Origin of the sequence: Nocardioides silvaticus (assembly GCF_003160695.1) — a bacterium.
GTDB classification, from domain to species: domain Bacteria; phylum Actinomycetota; class Actinomycetes; order Propionibacteriales; family Nocardioidaceae; genus Nocardioides; species Nocardioides silvaticus.
In genome coordinates this window covers 186,535-204,259 of the sequence record NZ_QGDD01000001.1, presented here as the reverse complement: position 1 = coordinate 204,259, position 17,725 = coordinate 186,535, and the positions used below count along the sequence as shown (strand labels likewise).

The 17,725-nt window shown below is 69.5% G+C and carries 9 protein-coding genes; 8 read left to right on the top strand and 1 reads right to left on the bottom strand.

Annotation, left to right across the window (positions count from 1 at the left end; translation table 11 throughout):
* The first annotated feature begins 20 nt into the window (after positions 1-20).
* The 7 genes from DJ010_RS00940 to DJ010_RS00910 all read left to right on the top strand — a co-directional run bounded on the left by DJ010_RS00940 (position 21) and on the right by DJ010_RS00910 (position 15,056).
* Positions 21-1,649: a DUF726 domain-containing protein gene (locus DJ010_RS00940; RefSeq protein ID WP_146207215.1), complete on the top strand. Its 1,629-nt coding sequence runs from the start codon at positions 21-23 to the stop codon at positions 1,647-1,649.
* The gene (locus DJ010_RS00935; RefSeq protein WP_109691758.1) at positions 1,646-2,851 is read left to right on the top strand and encodes a DUF6361 family protein; all 1,206 of its coding nucleotides are present in this window, start codon (positions 1,646-1,648) and stop codon (positions 2,849-2,851) included. The genes DJ010_RS00940 and DJ010_RS00935 overlap by 4 nt, the downstream gene beginning before the upstream one ends.
* Positions 2,851-4,692, top strand: coding sequence for a phospholipase D family protein (locus DJ010_RS00930; RefSeq protein ID WP_109691757.1), 1,842 nt, complete (start codon positions 2,851-2,853; stop codon positions 4,690-4,692). Before DJ010_RS00935 ends, DJ010_RS00930 begins: the two co-directional genes overlap by 1 nt.
* Positions 4,689-7,829 (top strand): helicase-related protein, encoded by a 3,141-nt coding sequence (locus DJ010_RS00925; protein ID WP_146207213.1) that lies wholly within the window; start codon positions 4,689-4,691, stop codon positions 7,827-7,829. The genes DJ010_RS00930 and DJ010_RS00925 overlap by 4 nt, the downstream gene beginning before the upstream one ends.
* Before the next feature lie 219 nt (positions 7,830-8,048).
* Positions 8,049-9,029 (top strand): DUF1643 domain-containing protein, encoded by a 981-nt coding sequence (locus DJ010_RS00920; RefSeq protein WP_158282880.1) that lies wholly within the window; start codon positions 8,049-8,051, stop codon positions 9,027-9,029.
* Positions 8,936-11,581 carry a vWA domain-containing protein gene (locus DJ010_RS00915; RefSeq protein ID WP_146207212.1) on the top strand — a complete coding sequence of 882 codons (2,646 nt, stop codon included), beginning with the start codon at positions 8,936-8,938 and terminating at the stop codon, positions 11,579-11,581. Before DJ010_RS00920 ends, DJ010_RS00915 begins: the two co-directional genes overlap by 94 nt.
* Before the next feature lie 22 nt (positions 11,582-11,603).
* Entirely contained in the window at positions 11,604-15,056 is a 3,453-nt protein-coding gene (locus tag DJ010_RS00910; RefSeq protein WP_109691753.1) for a tubulin-like doman-containing protein, read from the top strand.
* Positions 15,057-15,272: 216 nt separating this feature from the next.
* On the opposite strand, the gene DJ010_RS22855 is transcribed toward DJ010_RS00910, so the two are convergent.
* The gene (locus DJ010_RS22855; protein WP_281271105.1) at positions 15,273-15,398 is read right to left on the bottom strand and encodes a hypothetical protein; all 126 of its coding nucleotides are present in this window, start codon (positions 15,396-15,398) and stop codon (positions 15,273-15,275) included.
* 4 nt (positions 15,399-15,402) lie between these two features.
* On the opposite strand from DJ010_RS22855, the gene DJ010_RS00905 reads away from it, so the two are divergent.
* A complete protein-coding gene (locus DJ010_RS00905) occupies positions 15,403-17,724 on the top strand; it encodes a hypothetical protein (protein ID WP_146207210.1) in 2,322 nt (773 codons plus the stop codon).
* The last annotated feature ends 1 nt before the right edge of the window (position 17,725 follow it).

Genomic DNA, 17,725 nt, shown 5'->3' with positions numbered 1-17,725 from the left:
GATCAGGGGTAGGCCCGCGGATGGATGCCAGCGTGGAGTACAGACCGACGGGCCGGGGTCGCTTCGAGGTGACCGTGTCGTTGCCGGGCTCGTCGCTGACCGTGTCCGGGAGCCTGGCCGACACCATGCCGGCCACGCACGGATCTCTGGTGCTGGCAGGCAACCCGGCGTTGGTGGCGAGCGCCTGGGCCTTCGCCAAGCACGAGGCCTATCGGCGACGCCTGCGCTCACCCGAGAAGCGCAAGAGCCATGGGAAGCAGGCCGAGGAGCACCAACGCGCGTCCAGGACGATCGCCGAGATGGTCATCAAGGCGACGAACGAGGTGCGGCACGGGTGGTGCTCGGCCTGCTTCACCCTGGCGACGCATCGGAGAGTGCGCGGCTTCGGGGCACCGGCTGAGCCCTACCTCTGTGACAACTGCGGAGGACCAACGACCCGATGCCTCGCCGGTCCGCGCTGCAAGAACATGGCCAATCGTGGCGCAGGGAGGGTCGTCAGCCCCAAGTACTGCGCGGAGCACCGGCACGAGATCCCGAGCTTCGAGAAGCTGGGTGAGGCGATCCACACGGTTGACGACTGGCCAACCTGGCTGCGCTTCGAGAAGCGGAACCTCTCCCGGTCAACCAAGGTCGTCAGTGCCGTCGTGGTCACCGCGGCCGCCGTCACGCCGGCAGCATGGGTGGCCGCCCCCGCGATCGGAGGCGCGGTCGGCAGCCTGACAGGGCTCACCGGTGCGGCAGCGACAAGCCACGGCCTAGCCACTCTGGGGGGAGGCTCCCTCGCCGCCGGCGGCTTCGGGATGGTTGGCGGCACAGCGGTGATCACCGCCGTGGGGGGAAGCGTGGGCGGAGTCGTCGGCGGGACTGCGACGGCGGCCTACGCCAAGGCCGACCCGTCGTTCGGTGTGAAAAAGCTGCGCGATGGCGAGGGAGCACCTGTCCTACTCGCCAGCGGATTCTTGACCGAGGGCGACAAGGGCTGGGGCAGCTGGCAACGCCTCATCGACGCGCGATACCCCGACCGACCCGTCTACCGAGTGACCTGGGGTGCGAAGGAGCTCAAGGCCCTGAGAGCGTTGGCCGCCTCAGGCATTGGCGAAGCGGTCGCTGCACAACTCGCAGGGCAGGGAGCCGCGAGGGCGGCCACCGCTACCGCCTCGAAGGCCGGTTGGTTCGGCTGGCTCATAGGCGCAGCAGGCCTGGCGGCGAACCCGTGGTCGGTGGCCAAGGTGAGAGCCGGGATGACGGGGGCGGCGCTCGCCGACCTGATCGCGCGGACCCAGGAACCGAAGTTCGTCTTGGTTGGGCATAGCCTCGGAGCGCGGGTGATGGTGACCGCGGCCCAGATCCTCGGGACGAAGCAATCGGGACCTCATATCGAGGAGATGCACTTGCTGGGCGCCGCTGTCGGCCGCAAGGGGGACTGGCGGATCCTCCACGAGGCGGTCGAGGGGAAGGTCTGGAACTACTGGTCGGCCGATGACGCCGTGCTGAAGTACCTCTACGCCGTGGCTTCGGTCGAGAAGGCGGCGGGGCAAGCGGGGTTCCAGACCACGTACGACCGCATCGTGAACCGGGAGGTGACCGGCAAGGTCCCCGGGCACTCGGCGTACTTCGACGCGATCGAGCTGGCTCGAGGCCGGTCGTGAGCTCCCTGTTCGGATGGATGGACCAAGACGACGCCCAGCGCGCCGCCATGAACGAGATCGTCATGATGTTCCAGGACCAGGGGAGCGTCGACGAACTGGGCATCGGCGCGGTGCGCGACGCCTTCTCCAACCACTTCTTCCCGGGCACGTCGGTGCTGCACACCCGCGTTCGTTACTTGCTCTTCGTGCCCTGGTTGCTGCGCGACGCTGGCCGCCGGGGTCACTCGCTGGACCAGGCCAAGCATGAGCTGCGCCAGGCAGAGGTACGACTGATCCGCTCCCTCCTGGCGGGCAACGAGACCACAGGGGTCATCGGTAGCCAGGCCCAGGACCGGCTCAAGACGATGCCGAGCCAGGTCTATTGGCCGGCGCTGCAGCGCTACGGCGTCGTACGTTGGAGCCTGGGTATCGAAGGGCATCTACGGCGGATGGCGGGGCGAGCAGCCCACCGCAGCGACGTCACCGCGGGAGATGCAGCTGACGCGCTCGGTCCCGACCTAGGGCTGGACGACGAGCTGCCGACCGCGCCCGACGAACTGCTGTCCGCAACGACCTTCGACCTCAATGTTGACGAGGCGAGGTACCTCCAAGGCGTCTTCGCACGACTGCCCGGCGACAGCCTGCTGAGCCGGTTCGCCACGCGGCCGCACGAGGCCGTGGGCGAGCGGATCTGGACCTCGCCCGCCCTTGAGCGCCTCCCGGACACACAGAAGCTGCAGGTCGACCACTCCCGGCGCCTGCACCACGCGTGGCACGGCGCGCCGTTGCTGTACAACCTGATGCTGGCCCAGCTGGTGTCCGACGACGCCCTCGTCGAGGAGTACGACACCCGGTTGAAGGAGTGGGAGGCCGAGCTCAAGGAGCACCGGGTCTTTGAGGGGTGGGACCGCTTCGGGTTCTGGTCCCTTGTTCGGGGGCTCAACCCCCGCCTGCGCTCCTCCACCCAGTCGTTCGTGGAGGACTGGTTCGCACTGGCCGAGTCGGGCCGGTACACCTCGTCGCATGCACGGGCGCTGGTCAGGCAGCGAGAGATCTTCCTCAAGGGCCGCCGCAGCCGACTCCTCGACGCCCAGGCCCGCGAGTCCTGGACTCCGGGCGCTGGCACCGGTCGGCTCGGCTACCGCTGGGGAATCGCGACGAGCTTCCTCGCAGACATCCACACCGGGCTGACCAGCGCCGAGGACACCGAGGGAGCAGCCTGATGCTGGACCCGTCTGAACGACACCTGCTCACCGACGCGCTCCGGCCGCCCGGGGGGCACCGGGTCGACGTGGCGATGGCGACCACCTACACCGTGGACCTCCAGTCCGTGCTCCTCGCGCCGCTGGCCATGGCTGCCTACGACCATGCCGACAGCGGCCTGGACGCGGCAACCCCGGTCGCGCTGCTGGAGTCGGTGCGCCGCCACGCCGAGCACACGACCGTGCTCTGCCAGGCCGGTGGCGTGCACGTGCCGCCGACCTACCCTCGGCTGGCTGCTTTCGCCGAAGGCATGGTCGCCGAGGTTGAGCCGCCGCGCGGGCACACCTTCCACCCGAAAATCTGGCTCCTGCGGTTCGTCGACGAGTCGGGCACCCGGAGGCACCGTTTCGTGTGCCTGAGCCGCAACCTCACCGGTGATCGCTCGTGGGACACCGTGCTGGTTTGCGACGAAGAGCCCACCTCAGCCCGCACGTTCGACGCGGCACCGGTGGCCGCCTGGGCGCTCGACCTGCTCGGCTCGCTCGTTCGACCGCTCGCAGCTGCCCGCGAGGACGGCCTGCGTGACCTGTGTGCCGGGCTGCCCGGCGTGCGCTTCTCGGTGCCTGAGCCGTTCACGGCGGCGGCTGTCGTGCCGATGGGGGCCGGTGCGGACCTCGGCTGGCCGCTGCCCGACGAAAGTGCCGCCTGGGCGGTCATCTCGCCGTTCCTGGAGGTCTCGGCATTGCGACGGCTGCCCCGGACGAGCGGCCGTCGGGTGATTCTGTCGCGACCCGATGCCTTCGACCGGGTCGGCCGCCGCGCCTGCGCGGACGCCGAGACCGTCGTCCTTCAACCCATGGCCGACCTGGCCTCGCCAGATGAGTCGCTTGAGGAATCGCCTCGTGGGCCGACGGAGGCCGGACAGCACGGGGGAGTGCCCCGGGGCCTGCACGCCAAGGTGTTCGTCTGGGACGACGGTGTGGGCACCTCCCACGTGCTCACGGGTTCGGCCAACTGCACCGGAGCGGCGTTCGGCGGCAACGTCGAGATGGCTGTCGTGCTCAGCGGTCCCACCGCCACCTGCGGCGTCGCCAGTGTCCTGGGAGACGACCGCTCCGGGCTGCTCCGCCTCACCCAACCTCACGAGATCGAGGAGCAGGAGCCGACCGCCGACCCGACCTACGACCTGGAGCGACGCGTCGAAGCGTGGCACGTGGCCCTGGCAGCGGCGCGGCCCCGCCTGCTCGTCGAGCAGGACGAAGACGAGAACGCCTACACAGTCCGGCTCGACCTGTCCTTACCTCCCGACCCGGACGGCTTCGCCGCGACGACGACCGTCAAGCCCGCCGCCGTCGCGAACGCCCCGGCCCAGCCGGTCGGCGGGGATCTCTCCTGGGGTCCGGTCAGTCTCCACGGGCTGGCGCCCTACCTGGTCGTCGTCACCGAAGCCGCGTCCAACGGTGTTGAGGTTCGCCGCGACTGCGTCCTCGTGTGCGAGGTGTCCGGTGCGCCCGACGACCGCCACCGCCGCCTCCTGCGTGCGCTGTTGGCACGCCAGCAGGACGTGTTGCGCTACCTCATGCTCCTGCTCGGAGACCTCGGCGCCGAAGCCTTGCTCGACCGGCTGGCAGCGACCGATGACGACCCGGAGGCCGCGGGAGCAGGCGGCGCCTTCGGCCGGGGGTTCGACGACCTGGTGCTCGTCGAACCGCTGCTCCGGGCCGCGGCCCGCGGCGACGAGGCACTCGGTCGCGCCCACCGTCTCCTCGAGGACCTCCGCGACGAGACGGGCCAGCTGCCCCAGCTAGACGAGGAGTTCCAGACAATCTGGCGGGTCGTGTGGGAAGGCGCCTCGTCGTGAGCGCGACCCCGTCGCGCCCTGACGTCGACGCCGAGCTGGCCATGCTCAAGGACTTCCAGCGGCGCACAGTCGACCGGGTCCACGAGCAGTTCTGGCACCCGACCGACCCCACTCGGCGTTTCCTGGTGGCCGACGAGGTCGGCCTGGGCAAGACCCTGGTGGCTCGGGGGGTCATCGCCAAGACGATCGACCACCTGTGGGAGACCGTCGACCGCATCGACGTCGTCTACATCTGCTCCAACACCCAGATCGCCCACCAGAACCTCCCCAAGCTCAGGGTCGGCGAAGGCATCGCCGAGCGTCACCACGCCGACCGGCTGACCATGCTCGCCTCCGAGCTGCGCCACCTCGAGGGCCGCAAGCTCAACTTCGTCTCCTTCACCCCCGGAACTTCCTTCAGCGTCGGCGGCAGCGGCGGGCGCGTCGAGGAGCGGGTACTTCTCTACCACCTGCTGAAGGCCACCTGGAGCAACGAGGTTCGGCCGGGACCCTGGCTGCGGTTCTTCCGCGGGCGCGTCGACGAGGCACGATTCCGGCGCCGAATCGACGACTTCAACCGCTCCCACCTCTCCGCCGACCTCGTGCGCGACTTCGCCGAGTCCGTGCAAACGCTGCGCAACACCGCAGGGCAGACACTGATCGAGGAACTGCGAGAGGGTGTCGAGGCCTACAAGGGACTCGGCGGCCGCAAGGCACCAGAAGGAGTCAGCGCCCGCCGCTACCGGATCATCGGCAGACTCAGGCGCGCCCTGGCCCGGGCAGCGGTCAAGCGGCTCGAGCCCGACCTCGTCATCCTCGACGAGTTCCAGCGGTTCAAGGACCTGATGTCCGACGACGGCGAAGGCGCAGACCTGGCGCGCGAGCTCTTCGACCACGGCGACGCGCGGCTCCTACTGCTCAGCGCCACGCCGTTCAAGATGTACACCCTCCCCGAGGAGCCCGAAGGGGACGACCACTACCGCGACTTCGTGGACACCGTCCGCTTCCTGGCCGGCGACGACCGCGCGTCGCGAGTGAAGACCGATCTCGCGGCCCTGCGAGCCAGTCTCTACGCCGGCGACCGGGAAGGCGCCTCGGCGGCTCGCGATCGCGCACAAGCCGAGCTGCGTCGAATCATGTCGCGCACCGAGCGGCTGGCCACCAGCGCCCACCGTGACGGGATGGTCGTGGAGAGGACTCTTCCGTCCGTCCGACTCGAGCCCGACGACGTCCGCGACTACCGGCGTCTGCACCGCGTCTCGCGAGTGCTCGAATCCCAAGACCCGCTGGAGTTCTGGCGGGCGGCGCCGTACGTGCTGGAGCTGATGGAGAGCTACCAGGTCAAGCAGAAGCTGCAACGCCACGACGCTCACGACCCCGCACTGGTTGCAGCGCTGTCCGGCGGTGGCGCCCGGCTGCGGTGGGACGATGTGCGTGACTACCTCGCGGTGGACCCCGGCAACGCCAAGATGCGCGGGCTCGTGGGCGACACGGTCGACTCGGGCGCCTGGCAGCTCGTCTGGATCCCACCCTCGCTGCCCTACTACGAGCTCGGTGGCGCCTACGCTGCCAAGGAGCTCCGAGAGTTCACCAAGCGGTTGGTCTTCTCGGCCTGGGCCGTGGCCCCCAAGGCAATCGGCAGCATCGTGAGTTACGAGGCCGAGCGGCGTATCGCGGCCAAGGCGGCGGCGGCCAGCAGCGCCGCCGGGTTCACGAGGTATGACGCGACGCGGCCCCCCGGACTCCTCAGCTTCAACCGCGCCGCGGACGGACGGCTCGGCGGCATGCCGGTGGTGGGACTGCTCTACCCGTCGGTGGCGCTCGCGGAGGCCGGCGACCCGTTGTCGGTGGCTGCCGAGATGGGAGAGGCGCTGCCGCTGGATCGGGACGCTTTCCAACGCCTTGTACGGACGAGGGTGGAGGCCCTGCTCGCAGGCATCCCGGAGGGGGAGCCCAGTTCCGCCCCGGACGAACGGTGGTACTGGGCCGCGGGCATTCTGCTCGACCGGCTGCGAGACGTCCACGTGGTGGACGACCTCTCCTACGGTTTCCACTACGAGGAGTCCGACGATCCCTCGAGGTTCTCCGCACACGTCGAAGAAGCCGCCCTCGTAGAGGCCGAGGACCTGGGGCGCCGCCCTGACGACCTGTCGGAGGTGCTGACTCGCCTCGCGATCGGAGGGTTCGGTGTCTGCGCGGCCCGAGCGCTCGGTCGGTCGGGGTCGTCCGAGGACCTGTCAGATCAGTCACTCCAGGACGCGGCCTCCAACATGGCGTGGTCGCTGCGCAACCACTTCAACAAGCCTGAGGTGATGGGCCTCGTCGTTAGCCAGGAGCGCCGACCGTACTGGCAGGACGCCCTGTCGTACTGCGTCGATGGCTGCCTGCAGAGCGTGCTCGACGAGTACGTCTACTTGCTCGAGCAGGCGGTCGCCGACGGGGAACGCTCAGAGACGTGGTTCAAGATCTCTGAGCGGTTCGACGAGGCCGCGTCGCTGCGCACATCGACCCACACCTTCCACGACATCCGCGCCGACGACGGCGCGGTGTCGATGGAGAGTCACCGCACCCGCACCCACTTCGCGGTCCGGTTCGGCCGCGGGGTCGCTGAAGACGACAAGAACGTGATGCGTGAGGGACAGGTCCGGGCGGCGTTCAACTCGCCCTTCTGGCCGTTCGTGCTCGCTTCCACCTCGGTCGGCCAAGAGGGCCTCGACTTCCACTACTACAGCCACGCCATCGTGCACTGGAACCTGCCCGCCAACCCCGTCGACCTCGAGCAGCGCGAGGGACGGGTGCACCGCTACCAGGGACACGCCGTACGCCGCAACGTCGCCGCGGGGTACAGCTCTCGGCCTGAGGTCGCCGCGTCCGGCGATCCGTGGCCCACGATGTTCGAACTGGCCGCCGCGGACCGTCCGGAGGGAAGCAATGACCTGTACCCGTCGTGGACGCCGCCGCTCGCCGGCAGCGCGCGCATCGAGCGCTACGTCCCCAGCCTCCCGCTCAGTCGCGAAACCCACTCCCTACGGCGTCTGCTCCGCACGGTTGGCGCCTATCGACTCGTCCTCGGGCAGCCCCGGCAGAGCGACCTGCTGCGCTACCTCGGAGACCGTGCCGCTGACCTCGGGGATCTGTCCATCGATCTGGAGCCCTGACCCGACCGGCAGCCTTTCCACAGACTGCGTCTCGGCCGTCGACGAGGGTGCCATGATGCCCGGCGTCGACGCTCCCTCCGTTGTTTCTGCGCCCGCTCCAGATCCCGTGGTCTCCGCCTGCTCGGTAGAGACTGGGATAGAGACTTACGACGGCCCGGAGGGTCTGGCCACCGCCAGCTCTGACGCCGATCGGGTCTACAGATACCGCGTCTCTCGCGTGTGGGAACCGCAGGTTCCCCGAGTAGTATTCGCGATGTTGAATCGACAGTTCACCACCGCCGTCTAGCTCGACAAGACGGCGCGCCGCTGCGTCAGCTGCGCCCGCGAGTGGGGCGCCGGTGCCCTGGAAATGGCCATCATCTTCGCGTTGCGTTTGACCGACCCTTTGCGCTTTACACCCATCCGGACCCGGTCGGCCCCGCAACCGACAACGCATTGGTCGCCGCTGCAACGGCCGCAGCAGACTCCGGTGGGCTGGTATTCGCAGGATGGGGCGTGCGCGGTGCCCTGCACGGTCGAGGTGCCGAGGTCCGGAAACTGCTCGCCGGTGCCGGCGGCGACCTTCACACGCAGCGACTCACCAAGCATGGAAATCCCGGTTACCCGCTGCGGGGTCGATGGCGAGCTCGTGGACGTTTCGCCGGTGGCGCCCTGCTCTCCTTGTTGGCGGTAACCGCCTGCCCGGTTCGCTCGATCGTTTCATGGCAATACCGGACAGGGGCCGCTGTGATAGACCAAGATGAGGCAGTCGCATTGACTATCAACGGGGATGACATGTCGGATTCCTGGGACGACCCGCCGCGCCGGTATGAGGTCGCTGCCGACGAGCCTGACTTCTACGGCGCCAGCAGCCGACCGCAAACCCAGGTTCGCGACGTTTCCAGCAGTGCCCTCGAGGTTTCCGCCGCCCCGCTCGTCTGGCTTTGGGGCGGCCTCTTCGCGGCCGCCGCCGGGATCGCCATCCCACTGGTGACGGCCTCGCACAACCTCGCGCTGGTGGGGTGGCTCGTCGGTGGCACCGTGTCAATCCTGCTCATGGCTTTCTTCACCCGACGCGACTTGGCCCGCCGCGGCGAGGGGCTCGCCCGCGACAGCGCCCTAGCGCCGTGGCTGCGCCGGTTGCTGTTGTGTGCGGCGGCCGTGGCGGTGGTTCTGAACGCCTGGACCATCGCCGATGCGCTGGCCAGGGACAGCTGGTGAGTCGACGGCCGCTGGCCGTGCTTGTCAGCACCCTGATCGCTGGTTCCCTGCTGAGCATCTCGAGTCCGGGTGTCCACGCAACCGCGACACTCGCGGAGACCGACGAGGGTGCCGTGCAGCGCTTCGGCTCGTGCCTCGCGGGAGGTGGCGAAGGACACGTGCTGCTGGTGCTGGACACTTCTCGTTCGCTTCAGGAAACCGACCCTGAAGGCCAGCGAGTCGAGGCGGCGACGTATCTCATGCAGGAGTTGGGCGCCTTCCAGGAGCAGACCGACGCAAAGCTCGACGTGGCGATCGCCGGATTCTCCGACGACTTTGCCCCTTCGTTCGATTGGACGCCGCTGGAGCGGGAAACTACAGGTCAGGTCCTGGATGCCGTTACCGAGATCGGCGCCCGCGATGACGGATTTGAGACCGACTACTGGTCGGCGGTCACCGGCGCGCGCAAGGAACTGGCCGACCACGCTGGACCGGACGACTGCTCGGCGTTGGTCTGGCTCAGCGACGGCATGTACGACTTGGACAAGCGCGACAGCGACTCCGAGGAGAAGGCCTACGGCACGACGAAACCTTACGGCCCGCAGGTGACACTCGAGACGGACGGCAACGTCGACCAGGTCCAGGCGGCAGGCGAGACCGACCTGTGCCGCGACGGGGGAGTCGCCGATGCGCTGCGAGCCCAGGGCGTCGTGACCCTGGCGATCGGCCTGCAGGGTGGGCAGCCATCCACCGCGTTCGACCTCATGCGCGGCATCGCCACCGGTGCCGAGGTTGAGGGGGAGCCCTGTGGTGCCCAGGACGGACGGCAGGCGGGGAAGTTCGTCCTGGCGGGGGCCATCGGCGACTTGTTCTTCGCATTCGACGAGTTCGCCGACCCCGACCGGGCGCCGATCTCTCAGTCGACACCGCTGTGCCAGGGATCGCTCTGCCCCGAGGGCACGCACCAGTTCGTGCTCGACGCCTCCATCTCCGAGGTTCGCATCCTGGGCGGGACCAATCTCGAGCAGTACTACGCCGTCCTCCAGTCGCCCACTGGTGCACGTGTGCGCATCGACCCCGGCGCCCGGCTTGACGCGTCGGGACCAGCGTTCGAGTCGGAGGGCCGCTGGGTGAGCGACTCGGTCTTCTCGATGCGCCTGAGCCGGACGCGGGACCGTGGCTGGGTGGGGGCCTGGCGGATCACCTTTGTCGACCCTGGCTCCACAGGCGCGGGGTCGGCCCGCTCCAACATCCGCCTGTACGGCGACGTCCGTCCCGCTTGGCTCGACGCAGAGGGAGCAGAGCTGACGGCAGGTGAGGTCGTGCCGATCCGGCTCGGTCTCGCCCGGGCCGATGGGAGCCGCCTGGACCCGAGCGTGCTCAAAGGCACCGTGAGCGTCGACGCCGAACTGCGCTACCCCGACGGGTCAACGGTCCCGATCGCCTCGGACTTGGACGCCACCGAACTCGGGACTCCCGCGTCGCTCGACCTGACCGGCGCGCCAGCCGGCGACGCGGTCGTACACCTGACGCTGTCGCAGACAACAGCGCCCGCCGGCGAGATCCACGGCACCACGCTGGAACCACAGGCCGTCGACCACCGGGTCGCGGTGCTGCCGCCGCCCGACTACCCGACGCTCCCGGGAACCGTCGACTTCGGCGAGGGAGAGTCAGCGGACGCGGTCACCGCCGTGCTGCCGCTGACCGGCGAGGGCTGCGTGTGGCTGGACCGAGCGGAAGCGGTCACGTTGCCCGACGGCGTCGCCGCCGCACCGGTCACGGCGGACGCCAGCAAGCCCAGCGACTGCCGTTCCGGCGAGCTCACCCTCACCCTCACCCCGGACGCCACCGGTTCCGGACTGGTCAGCGGTGAGCTGCACATCATGACGCGGTCTGATCGTGAGTCCGCGGAGCCGGTCGCCACGACGGTCGCCTACCGGTATGAGATGCTCCGTCCGCCCGAGGGGCGTGCCTGGTGGTTCTTGCTCCTCGTCGCGTTGGGCTTGATGCTGCCGCTGTTGCTGCTGATGGCTGTCAAGTGGTGGACGTCGAGGATCCCCGGGAGCAGCCTCACCACACTCGCCGAGCGAGGAGTGGTGAGCGGCAACTCTTCGTTCCTCAACGGGTGGCGCCCCGACCCCACGCGGCTGCGCGTTCAATCCCTGGAAACGGGAGACCGCCGCCGAGTCGTCGTCTCCGATCGGACGACCCTGGTCGCCAAGACGGACCTCCTCCGGCTGACCGAGGCGGGCTACGTCGTCGCGACCGGCGGGCCGTTCGCGAGCTCGGCCGGGAAGCGGCTCCCGCTGTCCGTGCAGGACCACTGGGTGGCGGTCCTGGATCCCCAGGACCTGCACCGTGGTCCGGTCGAGGTCGTGTTCCTTCTGTCGTCGGGTGCCCGCCGCCTCGACGTCCTGGTGTCGGACGCGCGTGGCAAGGTGCCCACGGCCGTCGCCGACCTGAGACGCGGGTTCCCCGACACCGCCGCACCCGAGAACCGGGACGGGTTCGAACGGTCGGTCGCGCCGGGGAGCGACCAGTCCACGACGCGCACCCGCGACGACTCGTGGTGAGAGAAGAGCAGGAGAGCAGACAGTGAAGAAGTTCCTCGTCGTCGGGGTAGGTGGTTCGGGTGGAGCGACGCTCCGCTACATGATCGACGAGCTACGAGCCGACCTGCGGACCCATGGCGTCGACCAGTTGCCCGACGCCTGGCAGTTCGTGCAGATCGACGTGCCGCCGACGCCGGAACAGACCCCGGGCCTGGGGAGCATCACCGATCTGGGCGGACGCTACGTCCCGGTGAGCGCCTCGAATGCGGTGTACGGCGATGTGCGGCGGACCGTGGAGAGCCGCCTGGCGCCGCACGCTCTGGGGGCCCTGGCCACCTGGGAGCCTGACTCCGCGGCCGACGGCATGCCGGTGGTGACTGGTGCCGGACAGCAGCGAGGCATCGGTCGGATGCTCACCCTCACGCGGGTCAAGCAGATCCATGAGGCACTGCAGCAGAGCTGGGAGGCGCTGCAGCGGCCGACCGCCTGGGGCGTTTTGCCCCAGGCCATGCCGGAGGAGGGGCCCTTCAAGCTCGATCAGAGGGACCTCGTGGTGCCCGTCGTGGTGGGCTCGATGGCCGGTGGCTCCGGTGCATCCATGTTCCTAGACGTCTGTCGGATCCTGGGCCGGGTGGGCGCCATCGACCGCCGCTACCTCGGGACCTTCCTCTACACGCCGGACGTGTTCCACTCGCTCGACGACGGGGCGATCAAGGGCATCGACGGCAACGCTCTCGGCGCGCTCGGTGACCTCATCGCGGCGCAGATGGGTGCGGGCGGCGACGCCGACAGCGAGATCTTCGAAGCCTTCGGCCTAGGACGTGAGGCGAGCGGACCGCCGTTCGGGCGGGTATTCCCGATCGGCTCGTTCATCGGCGGCGACGGGCCGCGCTTCGGCGCGACGGCCGACCACATCTTCCGCGGACTGGGCCGGGCCGTCGCCGCGACCATGATGTCCGAGAGCGCGACCGAGCAGTACCTCAAGAACAAGATCGAGAACCCGACTCCCCTCGACGTCTCGCAGGCCCGCTTCGGCTGGGGCGCGGCGAAGAGCTCGGACTTCGCCTGGGGCTCGTTCGGCTACGCCACTCTCAGCCTGGGACGGGACCGGTACGCGGAGTACGTCGCCCAGCGGTTGGCGCGGACGGCCGTCGACCGCCTGATCGGAGGCTTTGAGAACCCGTCCAGCCGGCTCACTCCCGAGGAGCAGCTCGACCAGCTCGTCGACAGCCAGTGGGACCAGATCCGCCAGCGGCTGGGGCTGCGAGCTCCCGACGGGTCGCCCGTGCCGTGGCTGGTGGGCGAGGCGCTGACGGAGGCGCAGCGCAACACCATCGTGGACTCCGCAGTCGCGCCGTTCCGGCACTGGGTCGAGCAGCAGCCAGCCCAGCGCGCAGCGGACTGGCTGACCGACGTCCAGGCCACTCTCCCTCGCTTCGAGGACGCCGCGAAGGAGACGGTCCGCAACCTGGTCCGTGCCTGGGCCGACGGCTACGTCACGCGTCTCGAGGAGCGCACCAAGTCCGAGGTGGTCCGAATCCTCGCGCACCCGAGCCAGGGACTGCCCTACGTGCGCCGGGTCCTGGAGCGGCTCCGGAGCGAGGTCGGGCTGTTGGTCGAGGCGCTGCGCAGGGCCCGGCCCGACCTGCGGGTCCTCCAGACCGGCGCGGAGACCCAGAGTGTGGCCGTCGGTCTGAAGAACACCTCCTCCGACCAGGGGCAGCTGCCGCGACGGGTGGCAGACGACGTGCGTCGCAGCGGAGAGGACTACGTCCATCGGTGGACCGCCCGCCTGCTGGCGGACGTACTGGCGGCCTTCGGTGAAGAGGTGCTGGAGGAGCTGCAGGTTGCGGTGTCGAGATCGCTGGAGACGCTGGTCTTCGCGCGTGACCAGCGTCCGCGCGGCGGCGGGATCGCGTTGCTGCGCACGACGTCCTACCAGGACTGGCCGGAGGAGTCGGACCTCGTGCCGCCACGCTTCGATGAGGCGCACAATGAGGTCCTGCTCACGACTTCGGCAGAGTTCCCTGCCCGGTTCCGCGAGCACGTGTCGACTGGTGGAGGGGTCTACCAGAGCAACCTCGAGGAGATGGTCGAGGCCGTCGTCCGGGGGCAGTGGGAGAACGTCGGAGCCGCGCCCGCCGACTTCGAGGTGGTCACCAACACGCGCGGATGGCGCCCAGCCGTGCTCGACACGGACCCCCATGGTCAGCCCACTCCGCCTAGTCGACCCGCCTACCTGCTCGCGCTGTCGACTGCCGACCTGCTGGAGCGAGCCACGGCCTTCCAAGCCCGACGGGGGGTCTTTGAGAAGTTCAGCTCGCAGACCTTCGAGGGCTTTCTCAACGAGCCGGGCATCTCCGACATCGAGCGGGAGCGCCGGCGCATCGCCTTCACCGACAAGTTCGAGGAAACGATCAAGCAGGCCCAGCCGCTCGTCGGCGTCAACGGCACGATGGTGCGCGCCCTGCACGACGCCGAGCTGCAGGTCGAGCTCACGTTCAGCGCGATCCCGCTAACCCCGGGCTCAGCCGTCGTCGAGGACGCGCGTCGGCGGTTGGAGACGACCGCCTCCCGAACCTCGGTCGACCGGTTCGACCTCGCGGTCTCGCCCTCCACCTCGAGCCGTCGGATCGCCGTCTTCGGTGGCCACCAGTTCTACACGCCACTGGTGTTCTCCTCGTTTCTCCGCCAGCTCCGGGACCGGTGGGCCCAGTCGGGCGAGGACCGACGTCGCGAGCTGTGGAACTGGAAGCGGAGCCGCCCGATTCCCGGCGGGGTCGGGATGAGCGTCATCGAGCTGCGGACGATGATCAAGGGCTGGTACCTGGGACGGGCGCTGGGGCTCCTCCACCATCCGGACGACTACCTGTCCGCGGAAGCCGTCAACGTGTGGTCCACGACAGAGCAGAGGTGGCTGACCTTCGAGACTCGCCTGCTCACAGCCCGGCACCGCTACCGCGATCCCCAGCAGTTCGACTGGCTGGCAGGGGTGCTCGAGGGGCACACCCTCGCTGTGGTCAACGCTGTCGACGACCCGGACCTGACGTCGCTGCGCCCCTACGAGGCGCTGCGGAGCCTGGCTGACGCCGGGCCGCTGCCGGCCACCGCGGCTGCGCCAGTCAGCGGTCAGCGGCTGCTGGAGCAGTGGCTGCGCACCGGTGCGTGGCCCTCGGGCGTGCGCTCCGCTGCCATCCTCCTCGACGGCGAGGAGGCGGCGGACCTGGATCCGCAGGCGCGGGTCCGGGCGGTCCAGCAGTGGCTGGCGTCGGTGCGTCGCTGGGTCGTGCACCAGTGGTTGGAGCCGACGGCGAGTTTCGGACCGACCGCCGGGTACCGGCTTCGGGTGGAGAGTGCCGCACACCTCTACGAGCTCCCCCTCTTCGCCGAGATCGCGCTGACCACCTACCACGCGCTCGCCGACCTGGAGAACCTGCTGCAGGCGGCCGCTGACAGTGTGCTTGCGGGGGGATCCGGTGACGCACCCAGGATCTGACCTCGTCATCCTCGCCGCCCGCCGGCGGGAGGCCGCACCACTCCTTGATGTCCTGAGGGACTGGTCGTCGCTCGGCCTGGTGGCGGACTTCCTCCTGGTCGACGCCGATGTTCCTGCCTCGATCCGAGGCTCCGAGGCGCTCGCGGTGAGCGCCGGGCGGGTCCGGTCGGTGCCTCTCCAGCATGAGCTGGCCACTCGGCCGGCAGCCCGCCGCGCTCATGTGGTCTGCGTGAGCCAGGTCGCCGAGGACTTCTCCTCCATCGGCGTGGACCGCGGCCGCTCGCTCTTCCGCGAGATCGGCGAGTCCCTCCCCTCGGTCGAGAAGACCTGGGTCCACGTCATCGCGGTGGCGGTGCCCGACGCTTGGCCGCGGGTTGATCCGGACGAAGTGGGATGGCTCGGCTGCCACAACGTCGTGCTGGCACCGGAGAGCTCCCGGGCGCCCGGAGCCGGCGTCGAGCGGGTCGTGGCGCTACCCCTATCCCCGGAGAGGCTGACCCACCAGGCCGCTGCCCTGTGCTCGGCAGTGGGGCTTTGGACCGCGGATCGCAGCACGCCTTTCCACGGTCAGGCGCCTGCCGGTGGAGGAGATGCCGTCGCCCTGCGCACCTTCACCAGGCACCTGTCCGACGCAGCCGTGAGCTCGCGCGTGGTGGCCCGGGCAATCGACGTGGAGCAGCGCTATCCCGTACCCGCCGCGAACGGCCGCCCGGTCCAGGTCCTCGACGACGAGGTGGGCGCCGCAGTGGATATGGCCGACCGCCTGGTTGCTGCGCACCCCGAGGTCCGCGCCCGTGCTCGCGAGACGCTTGAGGCGAGGATTCGGACGCGGCTCAGCCTCGTCGAGCTCCTCGCTCTGTTCTTCCGCTTCCTCGGCAAGGCTCTGCGGCGAGCTCCCCAGGACTTCGTCGACTCGGTGCTCATCCGGGCCTCGAGCAATATCGCTCAGGCGGCGCAGGACGCCTTCCTGGGGCCGGACTCGACACATGTCGTCACCGTCCGCGGCATCCGCGGCATCAAGGAGGACGGCACGCTGTTCACGCCAGAGGAGCACGACGCCGAGCTGGAGGCCCTCCTGGCGAGGGCACGCGACTTGGGGGCGGCGGCGCCCCCCGAGCAGCACGACTACAGCGAGCTGTGGCGGGACTTCGTGAATGGTGCCCTCAACCTTCTCGACGCCGGCAAGCGCGGGCGCGGGCTGGAGCCGTCCAAGGTCGGCTCCGAGGACGGGGCGGTGATCGACCCAAGGCGCGTGGTGGTCCCGCCGTCCGACGTCTTCGAAATTCCCCTCGACCTCCGTTCGCTCGCCAAGGTCGCGAAGGTCGCCCCCTACGACGTCGATGCAGTCGACCGCACGCGGGTCCTCCTGAAGGAAGGGGCTCGCGAGCAGCGTGACCGGGCGGCCGCGTGCTCGAACGCTCAAGCCGAGCTGGAGTCGCGAGCAGAGGAGCACCGGCGCTCCTACGCCGGCCGGGTGGGCGAGCGGATCTTTGGTGAGCTCGCCAGCGCACGCGATGACGTGCTGACCCTCGTCCAGGCGGTCCAGGGGATGAAGGAGGGACGCCGGCCTCCGCCCGAGCTGGCCTCGCTGCAGAGGTCCCTGGCGCTGACCCTCCTGGCGCACCTGGCAGTGTTCGTCGGGGCGGTCCTGGTCACGCTCTTGCTGGCCCAACAAGACCTCGTGACTTGGCGGTTGGCGCTCCTAGGGAGCGTGGGGCTCGCGGTCGTCTGGTTGGTGTCGGGTCTTTACCTGTTCCACCGGCGTCAGCAGGAGCTCTTCCAGCTGCGTTTTCGCTGGGAGGACGAGGTAAGGCAAGCCGCGCTGCACAAGGCGAACCTGGCCGCCGCTCTCGAGGACGTCCGCAGGATCCAGCGGGTCTACCGCCAGTACATCGACTGGGTGCGCGCGCTCGGGACTTTTCTCCGAGCGCCCTGGGGGCATGTCGCCGTGAACGACGGCACCGACCCGTTGCTCGGCGAGGGCTACCCACACAACCAGCGATTCGGCGTGGCGAAACCCGACGACGACGCCATCCAGCAGGTGCTGAACCGCCTTCGACCGGACCTCTTCCCGGTGGGTTGGCTGAGCCGGGCCTGGCAGATCTTCCGGGACGACGTCCCGGACATCGGTGAGGATGGGCGCCTCCTCGAGGAGGATCCTGAGCTGATCTTCACCGACCGTGCCGTCGCGTCGACGTCGATCCTGACCCGATGGAGTCGTGCGATCGCGGCACGGAGCTGGAGCGGTGGTGCCAGCGAGGTTGAGAAGAGGATCGATGAGCTCGTGGCCCGTGACGAACGCCACCGGGACCGTTTGCTGAGCCGGGTGCTCTCCGTCGCTGGTGACGGTGTCGAGAGGGTGGAGAGCTACCAAGAGTTCGTCGAGGGTCTCACCGAGGTCGAGGCCGGGGCGGCGTCCCAGGCCGGTGAGCACAGGGGGAGCTTCTCCCCGACTGCCTTCGTCGCGGTACCCGAGACCACGGAGCCCTGGACCGTCGCGCAGGCGCTGACTAACCACAGCGGTCCGGGCACCGCCGAGTCGCTGGTCGTCACCGAGATCTCGCGCAGGTTCCCGACCCGTGACTTGGTGTTCTGCGTGCCTCCGGGCAGTCAGGCGACGTCGCCAAGCGACGCGGCGCCCCCCGACCGGCCCGCGCCGAGGGTCTGAG